Consider the following 22,723-nt stretch of genomic DNA (forward strand, 5'->3'; position numbering starts at 1 on the left):
CGCTTGCCGCAAGCTAAAAAGAACCCGCCACCGTTTCGGGCAGCGGGCACGAGTGAGGACTCTTGATTGGTCCGCGGCTGATTTCACAGCCGCATATCCAATGGGTGCAGCGACTATCATCCGGCGTTTGACATGTTGCAAACGAATTGGAATGATACCAGTGATCAAATTTCCTTATGGCGGATAGAATGCGGCCAACCCTCGACAGTGATCTCCTGCGCACCTTCGTGGCCATTGCCGAGGCCGGCAATTTCACCAAGGCGGCGGAGCTCGCCGGCCGCACCCAGTCGGCGGTGTCGATGCAGATGAAGAAGCTCGAAGGCCTGGTCGGCGACAGCCTGTTCGAGCGCGGTTCACGCGGCGTCGCGCTGACGCGGCGTGGCGGCGAACTCATCGTCAATGCCCGCCGCATTGTCTCGCTGCTCGATGAGACGGCTGCCTCGATGACGGCAGCGCCGCTCGGCGGGCCGGTGCGCATCGGCATCCCGGAGGAATATGGCCAGGCCATCCTGTCGCGCGCGCTGGGTGCATTTTCGAAACGTCACACAAAGGTCGAGGTCACCGTACGCTATGCGCATTCGGGGGCGCAATTGGCGGCGCTCGCCGCCGGGGAACTCGATCTCTGCGTGGTGTTCGAATGGCAGGATCCCGCCGGCGGCGAAGTGCTGATGCACGACCCGACCGTATGGGTGACATCGAACCTGCACCACATGCATGAGGAGCGGCCGGTGCCGATCGCGCTCTACAACCGGGCCGGCTGGTGCAAGGACTTCGCCATCAAATCGCTGGAGCAACTCGGTCTTGCCTATCGCGTCGCCTATACGAGCGACACCACTGGCGGGCTCAAGCTCGCCGTCACCTCCGGCCTGGCGATCGCGCCGATCTCGCGCAGCAACATTCCGGCCGACTGTCGGGAACTGACTTCGGCGGACGGGTTCGGCCACGTCGATTCCTCGAATGTGGTGATGCATCGCAACCCGAATGCCTTCGGCGAGGCGATCGACGGCATGGAAGAGGCGATCCGTGAGGCATTCGTCAACAGGCAAGGCTAGCCCGCCGCTTCCTCATGGAAATGCAGCCGGTTGCCGAACGGGTCGCTCACCGATATTTCGCGGGTCTTCCACGGCGTCTCCTCCAGGCCTGGCCTGGCGAAACGGTACTTCTTGGCCGTCAGTTCGCGATGCAGGGCCGCGATGTCCTCGACCTTGATGCGCACGGCAATGCCGGGTGCGCCGTCGCCGTGATGCTCGCTGAGATGCAGGACGCAGTCATCGCGGCCGACCGCCATGTAGAGCGGCGCATTGTCGTCGAAGCGATGTTCCCATCGCACGTCGAAGCCGAGGAAACCGACATAGAATTCGCGTGCCTTGGCAATGTCGAAGATGCGCAGGATGGGCGTGACAGTGCCAAGTTTCGGCATGGTGCAACCGTTCGGGAAGTCTTCGGGTGAGGTCGGAAGCGGGCGGCGATCCCTATTTCAGCTCGAGCAGCCGTTCCAGGTAGCTGCGTTCGATGTCGGGGCTGAGCGCGTTGCCGAGCCGCTTGCGGATCGCTTCCAGGATCTGGCGCGCGCGCTGCACGTCGATCTCGTCGGGTACCTTCACCGAATCGCCGAAATCCGGGCCTTGGCTGGCGCGCGGCCGGCCGAGCGGGTCACGATCGGCGTCCTGCTGGCGCCCACCGTCCTGGCTGCCGCCCTGGTCGCCCTGCATGGCCTGCATCTGCTTCATCATGTCCTTGGCGCCCTTGCGCAGCGCCTCCAGAGCCCGGCCCTGGTGGCCAACGGCCTCATCGCCCTGGCCCTCGCCGAGCGCCTGTTCGGCGTTGCCCATGGACTTGCCGGCCTCGCCAAATCCTTCATTGGGCTCCATGCCCATGCCTTCGAGCCCCTTCTTCAGCTGCTCGAGGTCGCTTTTCAACTGGCCCTGACCCTGCTGCAGCTGTTTCAGCGCATCGGCGAATTCCTGTGGCGTCATCGGCTTCGGCCGCGCAAGCGGATCGCGGTCCTGGCCCACACCCGGCAGGTTCTCATCCTGGCCGCCACCAAGCTGCTCATCCCGGTTCTGTCCGCGCTGACGCTCGCCGCGCTGCATCTGGTCCATGCGGAAGGTGTCGTTCATCATCTCCTGCTGGCGCCGCAGGATCTCGCCGAGCTTGTCCATCTGCTGGCGCATCTGGCTGTCCTGCTCGCCGCCTTGCTGCTGACGGCCGGCCTGCAGATTGTTCATCATGTCCTGCAGTTGCGACAGCAATTGCTGCGCCTTGTCACGATCGCCCGACTTCGCCAGGTTTTCGATCTGGTCCATCATGCGGTCGATGTCGCTCTGGCGCAGTTCCTGGCCGTTCTGCTGCATCTGCGGTGCGTTCGGGTTCTGCTTGGCGCGCTCGGCGAATTCCTGCAGGAACTGGTTCATCGCCTCGCGCAGTTCCTTCATCGCCTTCTCGATTTCCGCGTCGCTGGCGCCATTCTTGATGGCGTCCTGCAGCGCTTGCTGCGCCTGGCGCAGCCGCTTTTCCGCGGCCGAGAGATTGCCTTCCTCGATGCCGAGCGCGATTTCCCAGAGATAGGAAACCTCATTGCGCAACTGATCGTCGCTGGCGGCCATCTTCAGCCGGCTGCGGGCGCTCGTGATGGCGAGGTAGTGCGCCATGTTGTCGAAGGTATCTTCGGGCCGCAGCGTGATCGCGTCCATCAGGTCGAGCACACGCGGCTTGGCGTTGGCGTCGAGCGCCAGCAGGCGGCGTTGCTCGATCACCGCCCGCGCCAGCGGGTTGGCGAACGGCCGCTCCGGCATCGTCAGCGTCTTGGTCTCGCTCGACGCGGTGTGTCCGGCATCGTCGGTGGCGACGAGCGTCAGCTTGATGCTGCTGCCGGCCCAGACATGCTCGGTCAAGTCCTTCGACGTCCTGGCGGCATTCGACTTGCCGCCGCGGCGCGGCAGCGTCAGCGGCATCTCGGGCGGACCATAGAGCGGATGCGCATTCGGCGCCTGCGGATCAGCGAGGGCGAAAACCGCCTTGGCGGTGGCGGCGCCATAGTCGTCGTCGATCTGGTAGTTGAGTTCGAAGGCGCCGTTGGCGGCGCGCTTCGGCTCGCCGACGAAGCGGATCTGCGGCGGCTTGTCGGGCACGATCGCGAAGGCCCAGCGACCAAGCTCGTCATCGCCCGACTTCAGGGTCAGCGTGCCGTCGCCGGTCAGCTTGCCGGTGAATTGGCGCACTTTGGATGGCGTCGCCTGGCTTGCCGCCGGCTTGGCCGTGGCGGCGGCCTGCGGGCCGGCCGGGTCGATGGGACGGGAATTGCCATCCTTGCCGGCATAAGCCAGCGTTTCCTCGCCCGAGCCGCCGGTAACGCGCAGCGAGACGTCGCTGCCATCGGGAACGGTGAAGGTCGGCGTCATCTGGTTGGCATCGGCGGTCAGGAAGATCGGCGGCTTGCCGGTGTAGGCCGGCGGCGTCACCCATGCGTCGATGCGCGGCGGCACGGCATCATGCGCGCCGTGGGCATTGAACCCGTCGCTCAGTTTGCCACCAGTCGGTCCGAAGGAGAAGGCAAAGGCGGTAACCAGCAGAAGTGCCGCTACCGCGCGCAACCCCCAGGGGTCGCGCTCCGGCACGCGCGTGCGCGGCAGGTCGGCGCCGAGACTGTCGAGCTTTCCGGCCATGCGCTTCTGGTGTTCTCGCCAGAGCGCCCGCGAGAAGCTGCTTTCCCTGCCGCTTGGCCGGTCGGTCTGCACCAGCACCGGGCTGTGCAACAAATGATTGGCCGCCTCGATGCGGCGGTCGACCTCGGCGGCGCCGGGCATGCGGAAGAAGCGCAGCGGATAGAGCGCGGCCAGTGCCGCGATGCTGAATGCGGCGACCGCGCCGATGCGCGCGATGTCCGGCAACCGCGAAAAGATGCCGAACCAGGAGACGCTGAGGAAGAGGCTGGCGACGATGACAAGCGGCAGCAGCAACGGCCAGCCACGCTCGACCATCATCGAGACCCGCGTCGCCAGCCGGCTCAAGGCAAGGCGCCCGGCCAAGCCGCGATCGCTGCTGAAGGTGGGTCGTTCCGTCATCGGCCCTTCCATGGGGCGGGCAGGATAGCCCATGCCTCACGACTCGAAGAATACCAGCAAACACGGCAAAGGCGAGGCGGTTCCAAAAAACGTGAAGTCCGCCGCGGTGGTTGCGGTCAGAAGGTCGCGGGATTCGCGTTCGCGCCGCAGACCAGAACGGCGACCCGTTCACCGGGCTCCGGCGCGTAGCGTCCGGACAGAACGGCCGCGAAAGCGGCGGCGCCACCCGGCTCGGAGATGATGCGTACCCGGTTCCACAGTGCCTTCTGCGCGGCGATGATGTCGTCATCGCTGACCAGGATGGAGCGCTCGACAAAGGCCTCGGCGATCGGGAACATCATCTCGCCGACGCGCTTGGGTGCCAGCGAATCGGCGGCGATGCCCTCGGCCGGGGCGTCGACGGGCCGTCCGGCCTCGAAGGCGCGATGAAGCGTCGGCGCTCCTTCCGGCTCGACGGCGATGATGCGGATGCGGCCGGCAAACCAGGCGGCGATGCCGCCGATCAGGCCGCCGCCGCCGACGGCGACCAGCAGCGTGTCGATATCGGGCAGATCGCTCTCGATTTCCAGCCCAAGCGTGCCCTGGCCGACAAGCGTTTCCTCCTGGTTGAAGGCATGGATCTGCAAGGCACCGGTTTCCTCGGCGAAACGTTCGCTGGCGGCCAGCGCCTCGGCATAGCGAGCGCCGCCGACGACCAGTTCAGCGCCGTAGCTTCGGATCCGCTCCAGCTTGGCCGGCGGGCTCACCTCGGGAACGAAGATGGTCGCCTTGTGGCCCAGCCGCATGGCGGCATAGGCAACGGCGGCGCCATGGTTGCCGCCCGACGCGGCGACGACGCCGGCCTCGGGAACCGGCCGTTCCAGGAGGTTGGTGAAGGCACCGCGCGCCTTGAACGAGCCGGAATGCTGCAGGCATTCGAGCTTCAGGTCGACCGCGAGCGGCGCGCGGTCGAAGTCGGCCATGTCGACGCGCAGCACCGGCGTGTGGCGCACATAGGGGCGGATGCGCGGTTCCATCGCGGCAATGCGTTCGCGTGTGATCGTGTTGCCCTGCGACATGGGTATCTCCCTGGGATTGACAGTAATTAGTAACTTGGCAAAATGACTAAATGCAAGAGGTCGATGTCCTCAAGGCGATCGCCAACGAACGCAGGCTGCAGATCCTCGATTGGCTGAAGGATCCGCGCGCGCATTTCCCGCGCCAGGTCGACGGCGATCTGGTCGAGGATGGCGTTTGCGCGCTGTTGATTGCCGAGAAGCTCGGCATCACGCAAGCAACGCTCAGCGAGCATATGCGCGTGCTCACCCAGGCTGGCCTGCTGCGAACCAGGCGCATCAAGCAATGGACGTTCTACCGCCGCGACGAGGACAGGATCGCCGACACAAGGGCGCTCATCCAGAGCCGGCTGTAGGTGCGTTCCGGACTGAACAGCTTTTATGCAAGCCAGTCGGGCACGGAATCCAGCCCGATCAGATCGTCATAGGTCAGGCGCGGACGCACGACGTGGAAACGGTCGCCGTCGACCAGCACCTCGGGCACCAGCAGGCGGGTGTTGTAGGTGCCGGCCTGCACCGCGCCATAGGCGCCGGCGGTGGAGACGGCAATCAGGTCGCCGGCCTTCAGCCTTGGCAGATCGCGGTCGAGGCCGAGATAGTCCCCGGTTTCGCAGACCGGGCCGACCACATCGACCATCATGCGCGGCGTGTCGCCTGGCGGCTGCACCACAGGGCGGATGTCGTGGAAGGCGTCGTAGAGCGTCGGCCGGATCAGGTCGTTCATCGCGGCGTCGACGACGAGGAAGTTCTTGGCGTCGCCTTCCTTCACGAAGATCACTTCCGAGACGAGGATGCCGGCGTTGCCGACGATCAGCCGGCCTGGCTCGAACATCACCTTGAGCCCGAGCTTGGTGACATGCTTCCTGACGATCTGGGCATAGGCGTCGGGGAGCGGAGGCGGGTTGTTGTCGACGCGATAGGGAATGCCGAGGCCGCCGCCGAGATCGACATGCTCGATGGCGTGACCATCGGCGCGCAGCGTATCGACCAGATCGACAAGCAGCGCGAAGGCATCGTCGAAGGGCTGCAGTTCGGTGATCTGGCTGCCGATATGGGTGTCGATGCCAGTGACCCTGATGCCCGGAAGCTGTGCCGCGCGGGCGTAGACCTGCCGCGCCCTCTGCCACGGGATGCCGAATTTGTTCTCGGCCTTGCCGGTGGAGATCTTCTTGTGGGTCCTGGCGTCGACGTCGGGATTGATGCGCAGCGAGATCGGCGCCACCTTGCCAAGTGCCGCGGCACGCGCCGACAAGAGCTCGAGTTCGGGCTCGGATTCGACGTTGAAGCAGAGGATGCCGGCGGTCAGCGCAAAGTCCATTTCGCGCGCGGTCTTGCCGACGCCCGAGAACAGGATCTTGCCGGCCGGAATGTCGGCGGCCATCGCCCGGCGCAATTCGCCCTCCGACACCACGTCGGCGCCGGCGCCGAGCCTGGCCAGCGTTCTCAGAACCGCCTGGTTGGAATTGGCCTTCATGGCGTAGCAGACCAGCGCGTCGAGCCCGGCAAAGGCCTGGGCAAAGACCCGGTAGTGCCTGGTCAAGGTGGCCGTCGAATAGCAGTAGAACGGCGTGCCGACCTGTGCGGCGATATCAGGGATCGCCACGTCCTCGGCATGCAATACGCCGTCGCGGTAGTCGAAATGGTTCACGAGGATGGTTCCGGAAAGTTGGAGCACGATGAGATCGGGTTCAGAAGGAAACCCAGTCTCATCGGCGCTAGATCAGCGGGTCGAGGATGAACTTCTTGTCCTGGACCGGTTTTTCCGGCTCCGGCGGCACGGGCTGATGGGCCTTCGAGGCATCCTTGCGCGCTTGCACGGCGGCCTCATAGGGCGTGTCGAGAGCGCCCCTCCGGCCGCAGGCCGAGACGGCCGCAATCGCCACCAGCAGCGTCAGCGTCACCAAAATCCTGCTTCCGGTCATCGATCCATCCGTCCGAAACTTTTGCCAGCCGCCGCTTTTAGCCGAGTTCTCTGCGTATTGCACCCTAGCTCACGCCTTCGTCAGCCGCTTTTTCCAGGCGCGGATTTGCTTCCGCACTTCCGACGGCGCCGTGCCGCCGAAACTGGTGCGGCTCTTGACCGAGTTCTGCACCGCCAGCACCGAAAATATGTCCGCGGTGATGCCAGGATTGATCGACTGCAAATCCCCCAGCGAAAGCTTTTCCAGCCCGACCTTCTTCTCTTCCGCCAGCGCCACCGCCCGGCCGGTGACATGATGCGCCTCGCGGAACGGCAGGCCGAGCGTCCGCACCAGCCAGTCGGCGAGGTCGGTCGCGGTCGCGTGGCCGGAGCCAGCGGCCTTTTTCATCGCCGCTGCGTTCACCGTCATGTCCGAGACCATGCCGGTCATCGCCGCCAGCATGAGATCGAGCGTCTCGGCGGCGTCGAACACCGATTCCTTGTCTTCCTGCATGTCCTTGCCATAGGTCAGGGGCATGCCCTTCATCACCGTCAGCAGGCCGACAAGATGGCCGGTGACGCGGCCGGTCTTGCCGCGCACCAGTTCGGCGGCATCGGGGTTTTTCTTCTGCGGCATGATCGAGGAGCCGGTGGAGAAGCTGTCCGAGAGCCTGACGAAGCCAAATTGCGGTGTCGACCAGATGATGATCTCCTCGGCCAGCCGCGACAAATGCGTGGCACAGATCGCCGCCATGCCAAGGAACTCCAGCGCAAAATCGCGATCCGAAACGCTGTCCAGCGAATTGCGCATCGGTTCGCGGAAGCCGAGCGCCTTGGCGGTTCTGTGACGGTCAATGGGGAAGCTGGTGCCGGCAAGCGCGGCCGCACCGAGCGGGCTCTCATCCATGCGTTCGATCGCGTCGCGGACGCGCGACAGGTCACGCGAAAACATCTCGACATAGGCCATGCAGTGATGGCCGAAGGTCACCGGTTGCGCCGCCTGCATATGGGTAAAGCCCGGCATCACGGTCGCCGCATGCTCCTCGGCCCGCTCCAGCAGCGCCTTGATCAGTCCTTTCAGCGCCTCGGCGACGCGAAAGCATTCGTCCTTGACCCACAACCTCAAGTCGACAGCCACCTGGTCGTTGCGCGAGCGGGCGGTGTGCAGGCGGCCGGCCGCCGGACCGATCAGGTCGGCGAGGCGAGCCTCGATGTTCATGTGAATGTCTTCCAGCCGGGTCGAGAACTCGAACGTGCCGGCTTCGATCTCTTTCAGAATCGTGTTCAGCCCGTGAGCGATTTTTTCTTGATCGGCCGCCGAAATAATGCCCGTTTGCGCCAGCATCTCGCTGTGGGCGATCGAGCCTCTGATGTCCTGCGCATAGAGTTTGCGGTCGAACGAGATCGACGCGTTGATCGCTTCCATGATCGCGGCCGGACCCGAGGCAAAACGTCCGCCCCACATCTGGTTGCTGGTCTTCGTGTCGCTCATCGCTATAACCCGTGCTTCGGAGCAGTTTTGAGAAAATGGCAGACGGTAATAGATTCTTCCCGGCCCCACGCCTGATCCTCGCCGCCTTGGTGGCGGGCGTGCTGGCCGGCGCGGTCGCGGTATATGTCAGCGAGAGCCGGTCTGGCAACAATGCCGCGAACCAAGTCGCGGTCGGCGACAGCAAGGACGATGTCGCCTGCGCCGCCAAGGGCGACCGTGCCAAGAAGATCGCGGCCGCGGCGACAGGCGAGGTCGCGGCACTTTTGCCGGCCGATCCGCCGCAATCCCTGAAGAACCTCGCCTTCAATGGCCCGGACGGCAAGCCGATGACGATCGCCGATCATGCCGGAAAGACGATGCTTCTCAATCTGTGGGCGACGTGGTGTGCGCCGTGCCGTGCCGAAATGCCGGCGCTCGACGCGCTGCAGAAGGAAAAGGGCAGCGACGCCTTTCAGGTGGTCGCCGTCAATGTCGATGCCGGCGACGATGTGAAGCCGAAGAAGTTCCTCAAGGACACCGGCGTCGAGACGCTCGGCTACTACCGGGACTCGACGATGGCGCTGTTCAACGACCTCAAGACGCGCGGCCTGGCGCTTGGCCTTCCCGTCACCATGCTGATCGACGGCGAAGGCTGCCTGATTGCCCACATGAACGGCCCGGCCGAGTGGTCGGGGCCGGACGCCAAACGGCTGGTCGAGACGGCGCTGGGCAGCTGAGGCAGGCTGGCCGTCGTCGGTATAGCCGCCGCGCCTCATTGTTCTTGGGACTGCTCGGCGATCTGATCGACGATTTGCTGGAAGGCCTCCATGTCGATCTTCCTCGGATAAGCGATCTCGTTCAGCGAAAAATCAACCGGCTGCCGACCGCTTGGTTGAAAGCGACGGCGTCGCCCTCACTTATTTTGATCGGCCAAAGCCTTGATCGGCCAAGCCTGGCTGGTGCTGTCTCGCATGGCCTGGCTGTCGGTGAGGGGAACATGTTCGGCCGCGGCACCAGCATTTCATCCATCCATTTCGGCTCGATATCCACGACCGCTTGCCTCTGGTCTCGCTCAGGCCTTTACGCCGAAGCACGACGCTCTAGCTACCCAGGGCGCCGATGTGACGGGTTCATTTCATGTTGGCGCAAGCTGTCGAGGGAGGAGAGATTGGCTGTCCACAGGCCTGAAAAGGCACAACAGAACTGTCACATACTTTCTCTAAGAGACGGCCGGGGACCTGCGCAACGATCCTTGAAACGAGCCACTCAACAGGGAATGAGATTCATGTCGATGATCAAAAATGGTCTGGCGGCTCTGGCCGCCGGCGCAATCAGCGTTTCCATGGCGCTGCCAGCGGTCGCCGCGCCCACCAAGTTCGACTTCTGGTTCGGCCTTTCGGGCGACCTCGCACGTGTCGTTGACACGCTGTGCAAGAACTTCAACGCCTCGCAGTCCGACTATGAGGTCGTTTGCACCAGCCAGGGCAATTACGACGCCACGCTGCAGAACACCATCGCCGCCTTCCGCGCCGGCAAGCAGCCCGCGATCGTCCAGGTCTATGACGTCGGCACCGCCACCATGATGCTGTCGGGCGCCTACAAGCCGGCCGACAAGCTGATGGAGGAAAACGGCTACAAGATCGACTACGCAGACTATTTCCCCGGCATCGCGCGCTACTACGCGACGTCGAAGGGCGAGATGCTGTCGTTCCCGTTCAATTCCTCGACGGCGCTGATGTACTGGAACAAGGACGCCTTTGCCAAGATCGGCAAGACCGAGGCGCCGAAGACCTGGGAAGATGTCGGCGCAGACCTCAAGGCGATGAAGGACGCCGGATACGACTGCCCGATGGCGATCAACATCTCGGCCAACGAAAGCTGGCAGTTGATGGAGCAGTTCTCGGCCCTCCACAACCAGCCGATCGCGACCAAGAACAATGGCTATGACGGCCTTGACGCCCGTCTTGAAGTCAACAAGACCAAGTTCGTGCAGTACGTCACCGATCTGAAGAAGTGGTATGACGCCGGCCTTATCAAGATCAAGTCCAAGGACCTTGGCCAGGACATGGTCCAGGCCTTCGCTTCCGGCACCTGCCAGGTGATCATGACCTCGGTCGGTGATCACGGCACCGTCGGCAAGACGCAGAAGGAAGGCATGAACTGGGATGTCGCCGAGCTGCCGGTCTATGCCGGCACCGAGCGCAAGAACTCGCTCGTCGGCGGTGCTTCGCTGTGGGTTCTCTCCGGCAAATCGGATGCGGAATACAAGGGCGCGGCCGCGTTCCTCAACTTCATCCACGACCCCAAGACCGCTTTGTTCTGGTCGACCAACACCGGCTACATCCCGGTGACCAAGTCGGGCTTCGAATACATGAAGTCCAATGGCTTCTACGACAAGGCGCCCTATAAGGGCCGTGAAACCGCGATCGCCAGCCTGACCGCGACGGAGCCGACCGAAATCACCCGTGGCATCCGGCTGGGCAACTTTACCCAGATCCGCGCCGAGTTCGGCACGCAGATGCAGGCGATCTTCGCCAACAAGGTCAGCGTCCAGGAAGGCCTCGATACGCTGGTCAAGAACGGCGACGCCATCCTCGATCGCTTCCAGCAGACCTATCCGGGCAAGACCTTGCCCTGATCGCTGAAAACTCCAGGGCCGCCCGTACGCTTGCGAGCATGATCACTTCCGAAAACCGGTTTCCACTTTCGGGATCATGCTTGGATCGACGGGCGGCCGTTTCATAATCTAGACTGCCGTGTGAACGGCGTCGGCGGGACCGATGGAAAAACGGGTAACCTTCAGCAGTTGGACGATCGGCATCCTCTTCGCGGTGCCGCAGATCCTCCTGATCTTCACGTTCTTCTACTGGCCGGCGGGCCAGGCTGTCTATTGGTCGCTGACGCTGCAGCAGCCATGGGGTGGCGGCAACATCTGGGTCGGGCTCGACAATTTCCGCTCGATCCTATCCAGCGCCGACTACTGGAACTCGATCACCGCCAGCCTTGTCTTTGCCGGCATCAGCACCGGTCTTGCGATGTTCATCGCGCTGGTGCTCGCAGCCTTGACCGATCGCCAGCTCACTGGCTCGCGTCTTTACCGCGTGGTGCTGATCTGGCCCTACGGCATCGCCGCGCCCGCGCTGGCGATGGCGTTCCGCTTCATCCTGGCGCCTGAAGCCGGCTTCATGGCTGTTGTCAACCAGATCTGGCCCGGCTTCTGGGACCCCGGCCTCGACGGCGCCGATGCCATGGCTTCGATCATTGCCGCCTTTTCCTGGAAATATGTCGGCTACAACTTCATCTTCTTCCTCGCCGCGTTCCAGGCCATCCCGCGCTCGCTGATCGAGGCGGCTGCGATGGACGGGTCCGGCGTCATCAGGCGTTTCTGGGACATCCAGTTCCCGCTGATCACGCCGACGATCTTCTTCCTGTTGGTCATCAACATCACCGAGAGCTTCCAGGATTCCTTCGGCATCGTCGACATCATGACCGCTGGCGGCCCGGCGAACGCCACCAATTTGATGGTCTACAAGATCTATTCCGACGGCTTCAAAGGCCTCGACTATTCAGGTGCCGCCGCACAGAGCATCATCCTGATGCTGCTCATCATCGTGCTGACCATCTTCCAGTTCCGCTTCATCGAGCGGCGCGTGCACTACCGGTGAGAATGACATGGTCGAGCGCACCCCAATCCTCGATTTCTTCACGCATCTGATCCTGTTCGTCGGCTTCGTCTTCTGCGTCGCGCCGTTCGTGGTCGTGGCGATCGCCGCTTCGCATAATCTCAGGGATGTCAACGATGTGCCGATGTCGCTGCTGCCGGGCCGTGACTTCTGGGTCAACATCAAGACCGCCTGGACGACGGCCGACCTCGGTCCCAAGCTGCTCAACAGCTTGATCATGGCGACCGGCGTCGCCGCCGGCAAAGTGATCATCTCGGCGCTCACTGCCTTCTCGATCGTGTACTTCCGCTATCCCGGCCGCATGCTGATCTTCTGGCTGATCTTCATCACCCTGATGCTGCCGCTCGAAGTGCGTATCGTGCCGACCTACGCTGTGGTCGCCAACGTGCTCGAGCCTTATCAGGCGATCCTGGACCTGACCGGGCTTTCCTGGCTGATCGAAAAAGTGTCGGGTGTGCAGGTCTCCCTCAGCCTGGGACTGCTCAACTCCTACAGCGGCCTGATACTGCCGCTGGTCGCCACCGCGACCGGCACGTTTCTCTACCGCCAGTTCTTCCTGACCGTGCCGGACGAACTGACCGAGGCCGCGCGCATGGACGGCGCGGGCCCGCTGCGGTTCTTCATCGATGTGCTGCTCCCGCTGTCGCGCAACAACATGGCCGCGCTCGGGACCATCATGTTCCTGTGGGCCTGGAACCAGTATCTGTGGCCGCTGCTCATCACAACCGACCAGTCGCATGCGATGGCGGTGACCGAGCTCAAGCAGCTCATCCCCAATGTCGGCGGTGCCCCTGAATGGCATATCGCCATGGCCGGCACGCTGATCGTCATGCTGCCGCCGCTGGTCGTCGTGGTGCTGATGCAGCGCTGGTTCGTGCGCGGCCTGATCGCCACCGAGAAATAACAGGAGACGAAAAATGGCCTCCATCGCGATACGCGGCGTCAAGAAGAACTATGCCAAGACCCAGGTCGTGCACGGGGTCGACCTCGATTTCGCGTCGGGCGAATTCGTCGTCATCCTGGGACCGTCCGGCTGCGGCAAGTCCACGCTTCTGCGAATGATCGCCGGGTTGGAAGAGATTTCCGATGGCGAGATCGCGATCGACGGCACCGTGGTCAACAAGCTTGAGCCGCGCGAGCGCGGCTGCGCGATGGTGTTTCAGAACTACGCGCTTTATCCGCATATGAGCGTGGCGCAGAACATCGGCTATTCGCTCAAGGTCGCCGGAGTTCCCTCGGCTGAGCGCACGCAACGGATCCAGGCGGTTGCCCGCACGCTGGAACTGGAACATCTGCTCGACCGCAAGCCGATGGCGCTTTCCGGTGGGCAGAGGCAGCGCGTCGCCATGGGCCGCGCCATGATCCGCGAGCCGAAGGTGTTCCTGTTCGACGAACCGCTGTCCAATCTCGACGCCAAGCTGCGCGTCCAGATGCGCTCGGAAATCCGCAAGCTGCATCGCCGGCTGAACGCCACCTCGGTCTTCGTCACGCATGACCAGGTCGAGGCGATGACGCTCGCCGACCGGCTGGTGGTGATGAATGGCGGACGCGTCGAACAGGTCGGTACTCCCGGTGAAATCTATACCCGCCCAGCCAGCCGCTTCGTCGCCACTTTCGTCGGCGCGCCGGCGATGAACATTCTGGAAGGCACGGTCGAACTCGACGGGTTGTCGTTGCTCGGTGGCAGCGGGCGCCTGGCCATGACACGTGCCGGCCTGCCGGTCGGCACGAAGGTCGCGATGGGCATCCGGCCCGAAGCCGTCCGGCTGGTGACACCTGGCACGGCCGGCGCGCTCAAGGCCACCGTCGACCTGGTCGAGGAACTGGGCGCGGGGCGGGTCATCTATGTCGATCTCGACGGCGCGCCGTTTTCGGTGATGACGTCGGAGGCGGTCCATCCCGAGCCCGGCAGTGCCGTCGGCCTGAAGATCTTGCCCGAGGATATGCATTTCTTCTCGTCGGAGACGGGAAGCCGCCTCGATGTCTTCAAAGCATCCGTACCCGAGCCGGCGCTCTGATCCCGACCCCCCAACATCGCGGTGATGAATCCGCTGGCCCTCGGCAAGTCCAGGAAAGCATCATGAAAATCATCCAGGTCACCGATGTGCATCTCGACCAGCGCGGCGAGCGCCGCTTTGGAGCCGACCTGCATCAAAGGCTGGCGTCATGCATCGCGCACATCAATGCGCATCACGCCGATGCCGCGCTTTGCGTCTTCACCGGCGACCTGACCGAGACCGGCGCGCCGGAGAGCTATGCCGATCTTCGCGCTGCCCTGAGCACGCTGTCGGTGCCTTACAGGCTGTTGCCGGGCAACCATGACCGGCGGGCCAATCTTGTCGCGGCGTTCCCGGAAAATCCGGTCGACGAGAATGGCTTCGTGCAGTCGGTCCATGACACCGGCAACGAAGTGCTGCTGTTTGTCGACTGCCTGGCGGAAGGGCGCATCGAAGGCGAATTGTGCGAAAGGCGGCTTGCCTGGCTCGATGCCCGGCTCGAACAATCCGCCGGCAGGCCCGCTTATATTTTCCTGCATCATCCACCGGTCGAGCTCGGCCTGCCGCAGCTCGACCCGCTGGGTCTCGAGGATGCTGAGCGGTTGCTCGGCCGGCTTCGGCGCCACGGAAACGTCCGCCATATCTTCTTCGGTCACGTCCATCGCGACATCGCAGGCTCGGTCGCCGGCATCCCGTTCTCGGCGCAGCGCGGCCTGCATGCGAGGTTCGCGCTTGCCCTCGAGAGATCGAGCGAGATCGTCGAGCAGGCACCGCCATCCTACGCGGTCATCCTCATCGACAGCGCAGGCGGGCGCGTGGTGGTGCATGGCTGCGATTTTCTTGAGCAGTGGCCGGCCTATTCCGCCGAAACCGGTGAACGCATCACCGCGGACATGGCAGCCGACCGAGCCTGAATCCACAAATGTGTTAACGCGCGCGGGATTCAGGCGAACACGTGAGCCTTGCCCAACACGGTCAACCGGACAATTTCGCCGACCGCAGGGGCATCCATGCCCGGCTTGCGCAGGATCAGCGGCGTGTTGCCGATCGCGGCCGCATCGGGCGGGTCGGCATTGTTCAGGAGCCGCACCGCGATCATGCACATCGAGCCGCCGAATTCCAATTCGGTCACTTCGCCGAACAGCATATCAGGCGTGCCCGACATGCCCTCGCGCGACGTTCTTTTCAAGGCGATCTGCTCCGGCCGCAGCATGATGCGGGCCACGTCGCGATTGTCGGCGGTGTCAACCGGGATGCGGCCGAGCGGCGAGTTGGCGAAACCGCCCGATATCTTTGCCGGCAGGATGATGGCGTCGCCGAGGAACTCGGCGATCATCCTGTCCCTGGGTCTGAGATAGAGCTCGCGCGGCGTGTCGACCTGCGAGAACTTGCCGTCGCGCATTACCGCCACCTGGCTGGCGAAGGAGAGCGCTTCGGCCTGGTCGTGCGTCACCAGGATGGTGGTGATGCCGGCCGCTTCCAGAAGCTCGGCCACCGCCTTGCGCATCGAGGCGCGCAGGCCGGTGTCCAGCGCCGAGAACGGTTCGTCGAGAAGCATCAGCCGAGGCTTCATCGCCATGGCGCGAGCCAGGGCCACACGCTGCTGCTGGCCGCCGGAGAGCTCATGCGGGCGGCGTTTGAGGATCGCCTTGTCCAGTCCGACGATGTAGGCGAGCTCGACGATGCGCTCGGAGCGCTTGTCGTCGCCGCGGCTGATGCCGAAACCGATGTTGTCGCCGATGGTCAGATGCGGGAACAGGGCGCCGTCCTGCGCCACCACGCCGATGCCGCGGCGATGCGCCGGCACGGCATTGCCGCCATTGGCCAGCACTTCGCCGTCCAGCGCGATGCGGCCCTGGTCAGGCGCCTCGAAACCGGCGATCAGCCGCAGCAAGGTCGTCTTGCCGCAGCCGGACGGGCCGACGATCGCCGTGCGGCTGCCGCTGGCGACACTCAGATCGACACCGGCAAGTGCCGCGACCGGGCCATAATGCTTGTGCAGGCCACTGATTTCGAGAAAGCTCATCGTCCGGCCATCCGCTTCGACTGGACATAGAGCAGCCAGGTCAGGGGCAGCGACATCGCCACCATGATGAAGGCGTAAGGCGCCGCCGAGGCATAATCAATCTCGCCGCTGTAGGACCAGAACGCCATCGCCAGCGTGCGGGTGCCGTTCGGCGCCAGCATCTGGGTTGCGGTCAGCTCGTTCATGATGCCGAGCGCCACCAGCGCCATGCCGGCCGCGGCACCCGGCGCCGAAAGGCGGATCGTCGTCGACCACAGCGCATTGAGCGGCGGCCGGCCGAGACTTGAGGCGGCGCGTTCGAGCTCGACCGGTGCCTGGGCGATCGAAGCCCGCAGGCTGACCAGGGCACGCGGCAGGAACATCAGCGCATAGGCAACCAGGATGGTGAACAGGGTCTGGTAGAGCGGCAGCGCGATGCGCACGGTGATGGTGACCAGCGCCAGCGCAATGACGACCCCGGGCAGCGAGCCGACAATGTAGTTGCAACTCTCCAGCAGGCGCTGCAGCGGTCCCGGCGCGCGGATCGAGATCCAGGCCATCGGCATGGCGGCAACGGTGGCCAGCAACGCACCCGCAACCGCCAGGAACAGCGTCTGGCCGAGCGCCAGGCCAATCTCGTCGAAGCGCCAGACTTCCATGCCGCCGGCGACAAGCCAGCGGCCGATGGTGACGAACGGCACGCCAAGTGCCAGCAGTGTGGTGGCGAAGAGCAACAACAGGCTGGGGATGGTGGCGCGACCGAGACGCACGCGCTGCTGATAGCGCGCGGCGCCGGAGCCGACGCGGGCATAGCGCTCTTCGCCGCGCACGAGCACTTCGATACCGAGCAGCACGAAGCAGCAGCTCACCAGCACCCCGGCCAGCATGTTGGCTGCCGGTCCGTTGAAGGTCGACTGGAACTGGTCGACGATCGCCGTGGTGAAGGTATCGAAGCGGATGAAGACATAGAGGCCATACTCGGCCAGCAGATGCAGTCCGACCAGCAGCGAGCCGCCGCATATGGCGAGACGCAGTTGCGGCAGCACGACGCGCAGGAAGACACGCCAGGGTCCAAGGCCGAGCGCCGCCGCGGCGTCCTCCAGGGCGGGATCGAGACGGCGCAGAGCCGCCGATATCGTCAGATAGAGGAACGGGAAATAGGCGATGACGGAAACAAGCACGCCAGCCCAAAGACCATGCAGCCGGGGCACCATGGTGATCCACGCATAGCTGTGCACGAAAGCGGGGATGGCCAGCGGCGCCACGCACAGCCAGGACCAGAGCCGGGCGCCAGGCAGATCGCTGCGTTCGGTCAGCCAGGCCAGCGCAACCGACAGCACGATGGCGATCGGCACGGCCAGCAACACCAGCAGGCCAGTGTTGACCAGAAGCTCGCCGACGCGTGGCCGAAAGACCAGCGCCGAGACGGTTTCCCAACCGGTTTGCACCGCGATCCAGACAATGAAGGCAAGCGGCAGCAGCGACAGCAACGAAACGAAGACGGCAGCGATGACTATCCATGGCGCCATGCGCCGCAGCGTTCTTTGGCCTGTGCCCGAAGGCAGGCCCGAGCGCGCGAGATCGACCGCGGACTGCATCAGTTCAGGCGCCGCGCCGCTGCCGCCCGGTGGCAGCAATTGAAGGACCGCGATTGCGGTCGGGAACACAGCGTGTCGTCATGGACGAATGCCATCTCGAAAAACAAAGCACTCCCGCGGAAGGTGAATTCCCCGCGGGAGCGCGGTCGGTTGTCCTTTTAGGACGAACGGCAACTAAAGCAAGCCGGCTGCGGTCATCAGGTCGGTGACCTTCTTGGAGTTCAATGTCGTTGCGTCGACCTTCGGCGCCTGCAGATCGGCCAGCGGCACCAGCTTCGGATTGGACTCGGCACCCTTGCCGACCGCGTATTCGAAGGAATCGCCGGTCTTCAGGATGTCCTGGCCACCCTTGCCGGTAACCCATTTCAGGAAGGCCTGGGCTTCCTTCGGATGCTTGCTCGAGGCCAGCACGCCGCCGCCGGAAATCGAGACAAAGGCACCCGGGTCCTGGTTCTTGAAGTAGTGCAGTTCGACATTCTTGCTGTTTTCGCCCGTCTTGGCCTGATCGCCGAAGTAGTAATAGTGATAGATCACGCCGCCTTCGATCTCGCCGGCATTGACTGCCTTCATCACCGTGCTGTTGCCCTTGTAGGCGGTGAAATTCGTTTTCATCGCCTTCAGCCAGCCCGCCGTGGCGGCCTCGCCCTTGAGCTGAAGAAGCGCGCTGACGATGGCCTGGAAATCGGCACCCGATGGCGAGGCGGCCCAGCGGCCTTTCCAGCTTGGGTCGGCGAGATCGAGCAGCGACTTGGGCAACTGATCGGCGTTGAGCTTGGTCTTGTTGTAGGCGAAGACGGTGCTGCGCGCCGCGATGCCGACCCATTTGCCGCTGGCCGGCTGATAGTCCTGCGGAACCTGCGCCAGCGTGTCGGCGTCGACGGGTGCGAACAGGCCGGCACTCTCGACCAGCACCATGGCCGGCGAGTTTTCCGTCAGGAACACGTCGGCCGGCGAGGATGAGCCTTCGGCGACGATCTGGTTGGAGAAGTCGCTGTCGCCGCCATTGCGCACGGTGACCTTGATGCCGGTTTCCTTGGTGAAGCCTTCGGCCCACGCCTTGGTCAGGTTTTCGTGCTGGGCGTTGTAGACAATGATGCCATCGTCTTCCGCCATCGCCGGGCCGGCGATCAGGCCGATTGCAAGCGCTGCCGCGCCGGCAAGGGTGGAAAGAGCGTATCTCATGGCGTCGTCCTCGGTCTCGTTGGTCTTGGTCTCGCAGGCTGCACCTATCGATACCTGACAGCGATAGTCAAGATTGATGATCTGCTTCAATCGGTCGCTGAGGCGCAAAGGCCGGTGCCAGAGGGACAATTCCGCGTGATGCCAGCTCGGCGGATTGGCGCGTGATGTGCCCGCGAAGCTGTTGCCGGTGGAGGGCGAAGCGGTTTGCGGTCGCCGCTAAAGAACCCGCAAACTTTCGTGATTTGCCCGTAGTTTGCCTTGGACATTATTTCGCCGGCCACGTAACAAATCAGCGCCGAGACGCGAAAACCGGGGGAGTAACTCTTGTGAGCGGCAAGGACGAGGCCGAGCTTTCCCGGCTGATGCGAGCCGCGATCGCGGGAGACGAAAAGGCCTATGGCGACTTTCTGCGCCGGATCGCCGCGCTGGTCCGCGGTTTTGTCAGGCGCAAGATCGTACAGGGCGGGGTCGATCCCGAGGATGTCGTGCAGGAAACCTTGCTGGCCATTCATGTGAAACGGCATACCTGGCGCCAGGACGCGCCGGTGTTGCCGTGGATCTATGCGATCGCCCGCTTCAAGCTGATCGATGCCTTCCGGCGGCGCGGACGACGTATCGAGATCGATGTCGACGATATCGCCGAAACTTTCGCCGAGCCGGAAACGGAGACCGTCAGCGAGCGCGATATCAACCGGGCCCTGGACGGGCTGTCGCCGGCACAGCGTTCCGTGGTTTCGGCCGTATCGGTGGAAGGACGGTCAATCGGCGAGACGGCGGCGAAATTCGGCATCAGCGAAACGGCGGTGCGGGTGTCGCTGCATCGGGGGCTTGCCGCGATAGCGAAGCGATTTGGGCAGGGGCGGTTCGGGCGGGAATGACATGAGGACGGACGATCTCATCAAGGCGCTGGACGCCGATGCCCGCGGCAGGGCGATGCCGCTGAGCTCGGCCTGGTGGCTGGCCGCCGGTGCGGCCGCCATCGTCGCGGCAGTCGTTTTCCTGCTGACGATCGGCCCGCGCCCGGACTTCATGACAGCGATGCACACGATGCGCTTTGTCTCAAAGTTCCTTTTCACCATCGTGCTTGCTGTCAGCGCCTTCGCGCTGATCCGTGTCTTGTCGACGCCTGGCGCGGCCACCGGCCGGGCGATGGCCTGGATGATGGCCGCTCCACTGCTGGTCGCTGTGGCGGTGGTTCTGGAGCTTTTCGCTGTGCCGGAAGCCGACTGGGGAACGCGCCTTGTCGGCTCCAACATGATGATCTGCATGGGTTTCATTCCGCTGATCGGCATCGGCCCGCTTGCCATCTTCCTGTGGATGCTGCGCTACGGCGCGCCGACACGGCCGGTGCTTGCAGGGGCGGTCGCCGGCCTGCTCGCCGGCGGACTGGCGGCGACCTTCTACGCCGCGCACTGCTTTGACGATTCGCCGCTTTTCGTCGCCACCTGGTACACTATCGCCATCGCGGTGCTCGCGCTGCTCGGCGCGCTCGGCGGGCGGCTATTCGTGCGCTGGTAAGTGCCCGTCGCGATCACGCTGCGCGCACACTGATTCTTAATCATGCCGGCAATGTTTGTCGGTTGGCGATGGCGCCGGCGTGCCCTACGCAACCTTTCCTTAAAGCCAATCCATCAGGGTCAGCGCGACAACATCGGCTTGCGCACGGGGGTGGCACGTATCGCGATGTGGCGAGGATTGATCGGCCGACGATTTTTTGGGCACGCAGGGTCGGCGCTGCTTGTGGCCGGCCTCTGTGCCGCGGTTGCCTCGATGGTGTTGTCGCGACTGGATCCCGGTGCTGACGCGCTGAAACTCGGCTTGCGGATATCGGTAGCGGTGGCGGTGGGTGGCCTCTTCCTCGCCGCCCTGTTCGCTCGCCGGATCACCAAGGACCGCCGGCAGATCGCGCAGAGCGAAGAGCGCTTCCGCCGCGCCATGAAGGATTCGGCGATCGGCATCGCCGTTGTCGGTCTCGACGGGAGCATTCTCGAGGCCAATCCGGCCTTCGCCGCCATGCTTGGCTACAGCCGCGAGGATATCGAGGCGCTGACCTTCTTCCAGATCACCCATCCCGACGATCTGCAGATCGGGCGGGAAACGATGGACGGTCTGAAGGCGGGCACCGTCGACGCCTTCCAATTCGAGAAGCGTTACCTGCGGAAGGACGGCACGCCCGTCTGGGCCCATCTCGCCGGTTCCGTCATTCGCGACGAGAAAAGCGGCCGTCCACTCTATCTCGTCTCGCAGATCGAGAACATCGACGCACGCAAACAGGCCGAGGCGCGTGTCGCCGAAGCGGAAACGCGCTGGAATTTCGCTCTTGCCGGCGCCGGCCAAGGCGTCTGGGACCTGGACATGCGCAAGGGCGGCACGACCTATTCCTCGACCTGGGTCAGGATGCTTGGTTATGCGGATGGCGAGCTCGATGGCGATCCCGACCATTGGCTGACGATGATCCATCCCGACGATCGCGAGACCGTCGCCGAGGCGGATCGGGCCCATCTCGACGGCAAGACGCCATTCTTCGAAGCCGAGTTCAGGATGCGCCACAAGGACGGCCACTGGATGTGGATCCTCGACCGCGGCAAGGTCATCGAGCGTGACGCCGAGGGGAGGCTGATCAGGGCCATTGGCAGCCTGACCGACATTACCCGGCGCAAGGAGGTCGAAGAGCGCCTCGCTGTGTCGGCGACAATGCTCGCCGATGAGAAGGAGCGACTCAGAGTGACGCTCCAGTCGATCGGTGATGCCGTTATCTGCACCGATGCCGCGAACCGCGTCACCTTCATGAATCCGGTCGCTGAAAAGCTGACCGGAGTTTCCGGCGGCGAGGCCCTCGGCAAGATGCTCGGCCATGTCTACTGGGCGGTAGACGAGGAGACGGGTCACAGGATCGGTGTAACCCGGCCGGTGATCGGCAACCAAGCCCCCTCCGATCAGAACAGCCGCGCCGTCCTCATCCGGCGCGACGACACGCGATGCAGCATCCGTCAGGTCGTGTCGCCGATCATCAACGAGCGGAACGAGTTCTGCGGACTGGTCATCGTCTTCCAGGATTTCACCGATGCGCGCGCGCTGCAGCGACAGCTTGCCCACGCCGCCGCGCATGACGCGCTGACCGGCCTGGCCAATCGCTCGAGCTTCATCCGCACGATGGAGGAACTGGTCGATCAGGCGCGCAAGGACGGCACGACAGTGTCGGCCGGAGGCGGCGGACATCAGTTCATGTTCATCGACCTCGATCACTTCAAACTGGTCAACGACACCGGTGGCCACGCGGCTGGGGACGCCTTGCTCAAGCGGGTGGCCGAGGCTATCCGCGGCGTCCTTGGTCTCGAAGACATCGTCGCGCGTCTGGGCGGCGACGAATTCGCGGTCATCCTGAAATCGGGTTCGGCTGCCCGGGCCAAGATCGTGGCGCGATCCATCATCGATGCGATAGCCGGCCTGGATTTCACCTGGGATGGCCGTCCCCACCTGATCGGCGCCAGCGTCGGATTGGCTGCGATCGGCGCCAATTGTGGCGAGGTCGACGAAATCATAGCGAGTGCCGACGCTGCTTGCTATGCCGCCAAGGCGGCCGGCCGTGGATGCGTTTCCGTGGCGCCGGACAGGGTCGACAACAGGACAGAACCGTCCGAGCCGCGGGCTGCCGCGTCCTGACCAGGGTCAATCGGCCGGCGGCCTGTTCGCTGACGCGGACCTGACCAGAGCTCTTTGTTTTCACGCAATTCCCAAGAGCAGTTCACCGTTTCACGGAAACGGCAA

At 64.0% G+C, this 22,723-nt stretch carries 20 protein-coding genes; 11 read left to right on the forward strand and 9 right to left on the reverse strand.

Translation table 11 applies throughout. From position 1 onward, the window contains the following. Positions 1-188: 188 nt before the first annotated feature. Positions 189-1,052, forward strand: a complete 864-nt coding sequence (locus AC56QP_RS22430; RefSeq protein ID WP_489858004.1) for a LysR substrate-binding domain-containing protein — start codon at positions 189-191, stop codon at positions 1,050-1,052. Here AC56QP_RS22430 and AC56QP_RS22435 read toward each other — a convergent pair. From AC56QP_RS22435 to AC56QP_RS22445, 3 genes are all read right to left on the reverse strand, one after another. Then, a complete protein-coding gene (locus AC56QP_RS22435; RefSeq protein ID WP_091585317.1) occupies positions 1,049-1,420 on the reverse strand; it encodes a glyoxalase superfamily protein in 372 nt (123 codons plus the stop codon). The genes AC56QP_RS22430 and AC56QP_RS22435 overlap by 4 nt on opposite strands. A 52-nt stretch (positions 1,421-1,472) precedes the next feature. Further along, entirely contained in the window at positions 1,473-4,064 is a 2,592-nt protein-coding gene (locus tag AC56QP_RS22440) for a TIGR02302 family protein (protein WP_489858003.1), read from the reverse strand. 116 nt (positions 4,065-4,180) lie between these two features. Then, on the reverse strand, positions 4,181-5,122 hold the full coding sequence (locus tag AC56QP_RS22445) for a threonine/serine dehydratase (RefSeq protein ID WP_489858002.1): 942 nt from the start codon (positions 5,120-5,122) through the stop codon (positions 4,181-4,183). 50 nt (positions 5,123-5,172) lie between these two features. On the opposite strand from AC56QP_RS22445, the gene AC56QP_RS22450 reads away from it, so the two are divergent. Continuing rightward, complete coding sequence (locus AC56QP_RS22450) at positions 5,173-5,475, forward strand: ArsR/SmtB family transcription factor (RefSeq protein WP_489858001.1); 303 nt, start codon at positions 5,173-5,175, stop codon at positions 5,473-5,475. A gap of 23 nt (positions 5,476-5,498) precedes the next feature. Here the strand turns inward: AC56QP_RS22450 and lysA are convergent, their stop codons facing one another. The 3 genes from lysA to argH form a co-directional block, all read right to left on the reverse strand. After that, positions 5,499-6,767, reverse strand: coding sequence for a diaminopimelate decarboxylase (gene lysA, locus AC56QP_RS22455; protein ID WP_489858000.1), 1,269 nt, complete (start codon positions 6,765-6,767; stop codon positions 5,499-5,501). A gap of 67 nt (positions 6,768-6,834) precedes the next feature. Beyond that, complete coding sequence (gene lptM / locus AC56QP_RS22460) at positions 6,835-7,041, reverse strand: LPS translocon maturation chaperone LptM (protein WP_256751764.1); 207 nt, start codon at positions 7,039-7,041, stop codon at positions 6,835-6,837. 69 nt (positions 7,042-7,110) lie between these two features. Beyond that, entirely contained in the window at positions 7,111-8,511 is a 1,401-nt protein-coding gene (gene argH / locus AC56QP_RS22465) for an argininosuccinate lyase (RefSeq protein WP_489857999.1), read from the reverse strand. A 35-nt stretch (positions 8,512-8,546) separates the two neighbouring features. Here argH and tlpA point away from each other — a divergent pair, with 35 nt between their 5' ends. The 6 genes from tlpA (at position 8,547) to AC56QP_RS22495 (ending at position 15,084) form a co-directional block, all read left to right on the forward strand. Then, positions 8,547-9,227 carry a thiol:disulfide interchange protein TlpA gene (gene tlpA, locus AC56QP_RS22470; protein ID WP_489857998.1) on the forward strand — a complete coding sequence of 227 codons (681 nt, stop codon included), beginning with the start codon at positions 8,547-8,549 and terminating at the stop codon, positions 9,225-9,227. A gap of 548 nt (positions 9,228-9,775) precedes the next feature. Then, positions 9,776-11,128, forward strand: a complete 1,353-nt coding sequence (locus AC56QP_RS22475; RefSeq protein ID WP_489857997.1) for an extracellular solute-binding protein — start codon at positions 9,776-9,778, stop codon at positions 11,126-11,128. 142 nt (positions 11,129-11,270) lie between these two features. Beyond that, positions 11,271-12,155, forward strand: coding sequence for a carbohydrate ABC transporter permease (locus AC56QP_RS22480; protein ID WP_256751759.1), 885 nt, complete (start codon positions 11,271-11,273; stop codon positions 12,153-12,155). A 7-nt stretch (positions 12,156-12,162) separates the two neighbouring features. Continuing rightward, positions 12,163-13,077 carry an ABC transporter permease subunit gene (locus AC56QP_RS22485; RefSeq protein WP_489857996.1) on the forward strand — a complete coding sequence of 305 codons (915 nt, stop codon included), beginning with the start codon at positions 12,163-12,165 and terminating at the stop codon, positions 13,075-13,077. A 13-nt stretch (positions 13,078-13,090) separates the two neighbouring features. After that, a complete protein-coding gene (locus AC56QP_RS22490) occupies positions 13,091-14,191 on the forward strand; it encodes a sn-glycerol-3-phosphate import ATP-binding protein UgpC (protein WP_489857995.1) in 1,101 nt (366 codons plus the stop codon). A 62-nt stretch (positions 14,192-14,253) separates the two neighbouring features. Beyond that, positions 14,254-15,084: a phosphodiesterase gene (locus AC56QP_RS22495; RefSeq protein WP_489857994.1), complete on the forward strand. Its 831-nt coding sequence runs from the start codon at positions 14,254-14,256 to the stop codon at positions 15,082-15,084. A gap of 29 nt (positions 15,085-15,113) precedes the next feature. On the opposite strand, the gene AC56QP_RS22500 is transcribed toward AC56QP_RS22495, so the two are convergent. From AC56QP_RS22500 to AC56QP_RS22510, 3 genes are all read right to left on the reverse strand, one after another. Beyond that, positions 15,114-16,196, reverse strand: a complete 1,083-nt coding sequence (locus tag AC56QP_RS22500) for an ABC transporter ATP-binding protein (protein WP_489857993.1) — start codon at positions 16,194-16,196, stop codon at positions 15,114-15,116. Next, positions 16,193-17,773, reverse strand: coding sequence for an ABC transporter permease (locus AC56QP_RS22505; protein ID WP_489863543.1), 1,581 nt, complete (start codon positions 17,771-17,773; stop codon positions 16,193-16,195). The genes AC56QP_RS22500 and AC56QP_RS22505 overlap by 4 nt, the downstream gene beginning before the upstream one ends. Before the next feature lie 174 nt (positions 17,774-17,947). Next, positions 17,948-18,955, reverse strand: coding sequence for an iron ABC transporter substrate-binding protein (locus AC56QP_RS22510; protein WP_489857992.1), 1,008 nt, complete (start codon positions 18,953-18,955; stop codon positions 17,948-17,950). Positions 18,956-19,281: 326 nt separating this feature from the next. Between AC56QP_RS22510 and AC56QP_RS22515 the strand changes: the two genes are divergently transcribed. The 3 genes from AC56QP_RS22515 to AC56QP_RS22525 all read left to right on the forward strand — a co-directional run bounded on the left by AC56QP_RS22515 (position 19,282) and on the right by AC56QP_RS22525 (position 22,618). Further along, positions 19,282-19,833: a sigma-70 family RNA polymerase sigma factor gene (locus tag AC56QP_RS22515; RefSeq protein ID WP_489857991.1), complete on the forward strand. Its 552-nt coding sequence runs from the start codon at positions 19,282-19,284 to the stop codon at positions 19,831-19,833. A gap of 1 nt (position 19,834) precedes the next feature. Continuing rightward, positions 19,835-20,473 (forward strand): NrsF family protein, encoded by a 639-nt coding sequence (locus AC56QP_RS22520; RefSeq protein ID WP_489857990.1) that lies wholly within the window; start codon positions 19,835-19,837, stop codon positions 20,471-20,473. A 222-nt stretch (positions 20,474-20,695) separates the two neighbouring features. Further along, positions 20,696-22,618, forward strand: coding sequence for a PAS domain S-box protein (locus AC56QP_RS22525; protein ID WP_497103662.1), 1,923 nt, complete (start codon positions 20,696-20,698; stop codon positions 22,616-22,618). Positions 22,619-22,723: the final 105 nt, after the last annotated feature.

This window comes from Mesorhizobium sp. RCAM 05104 (assembly GCF_059683645.1).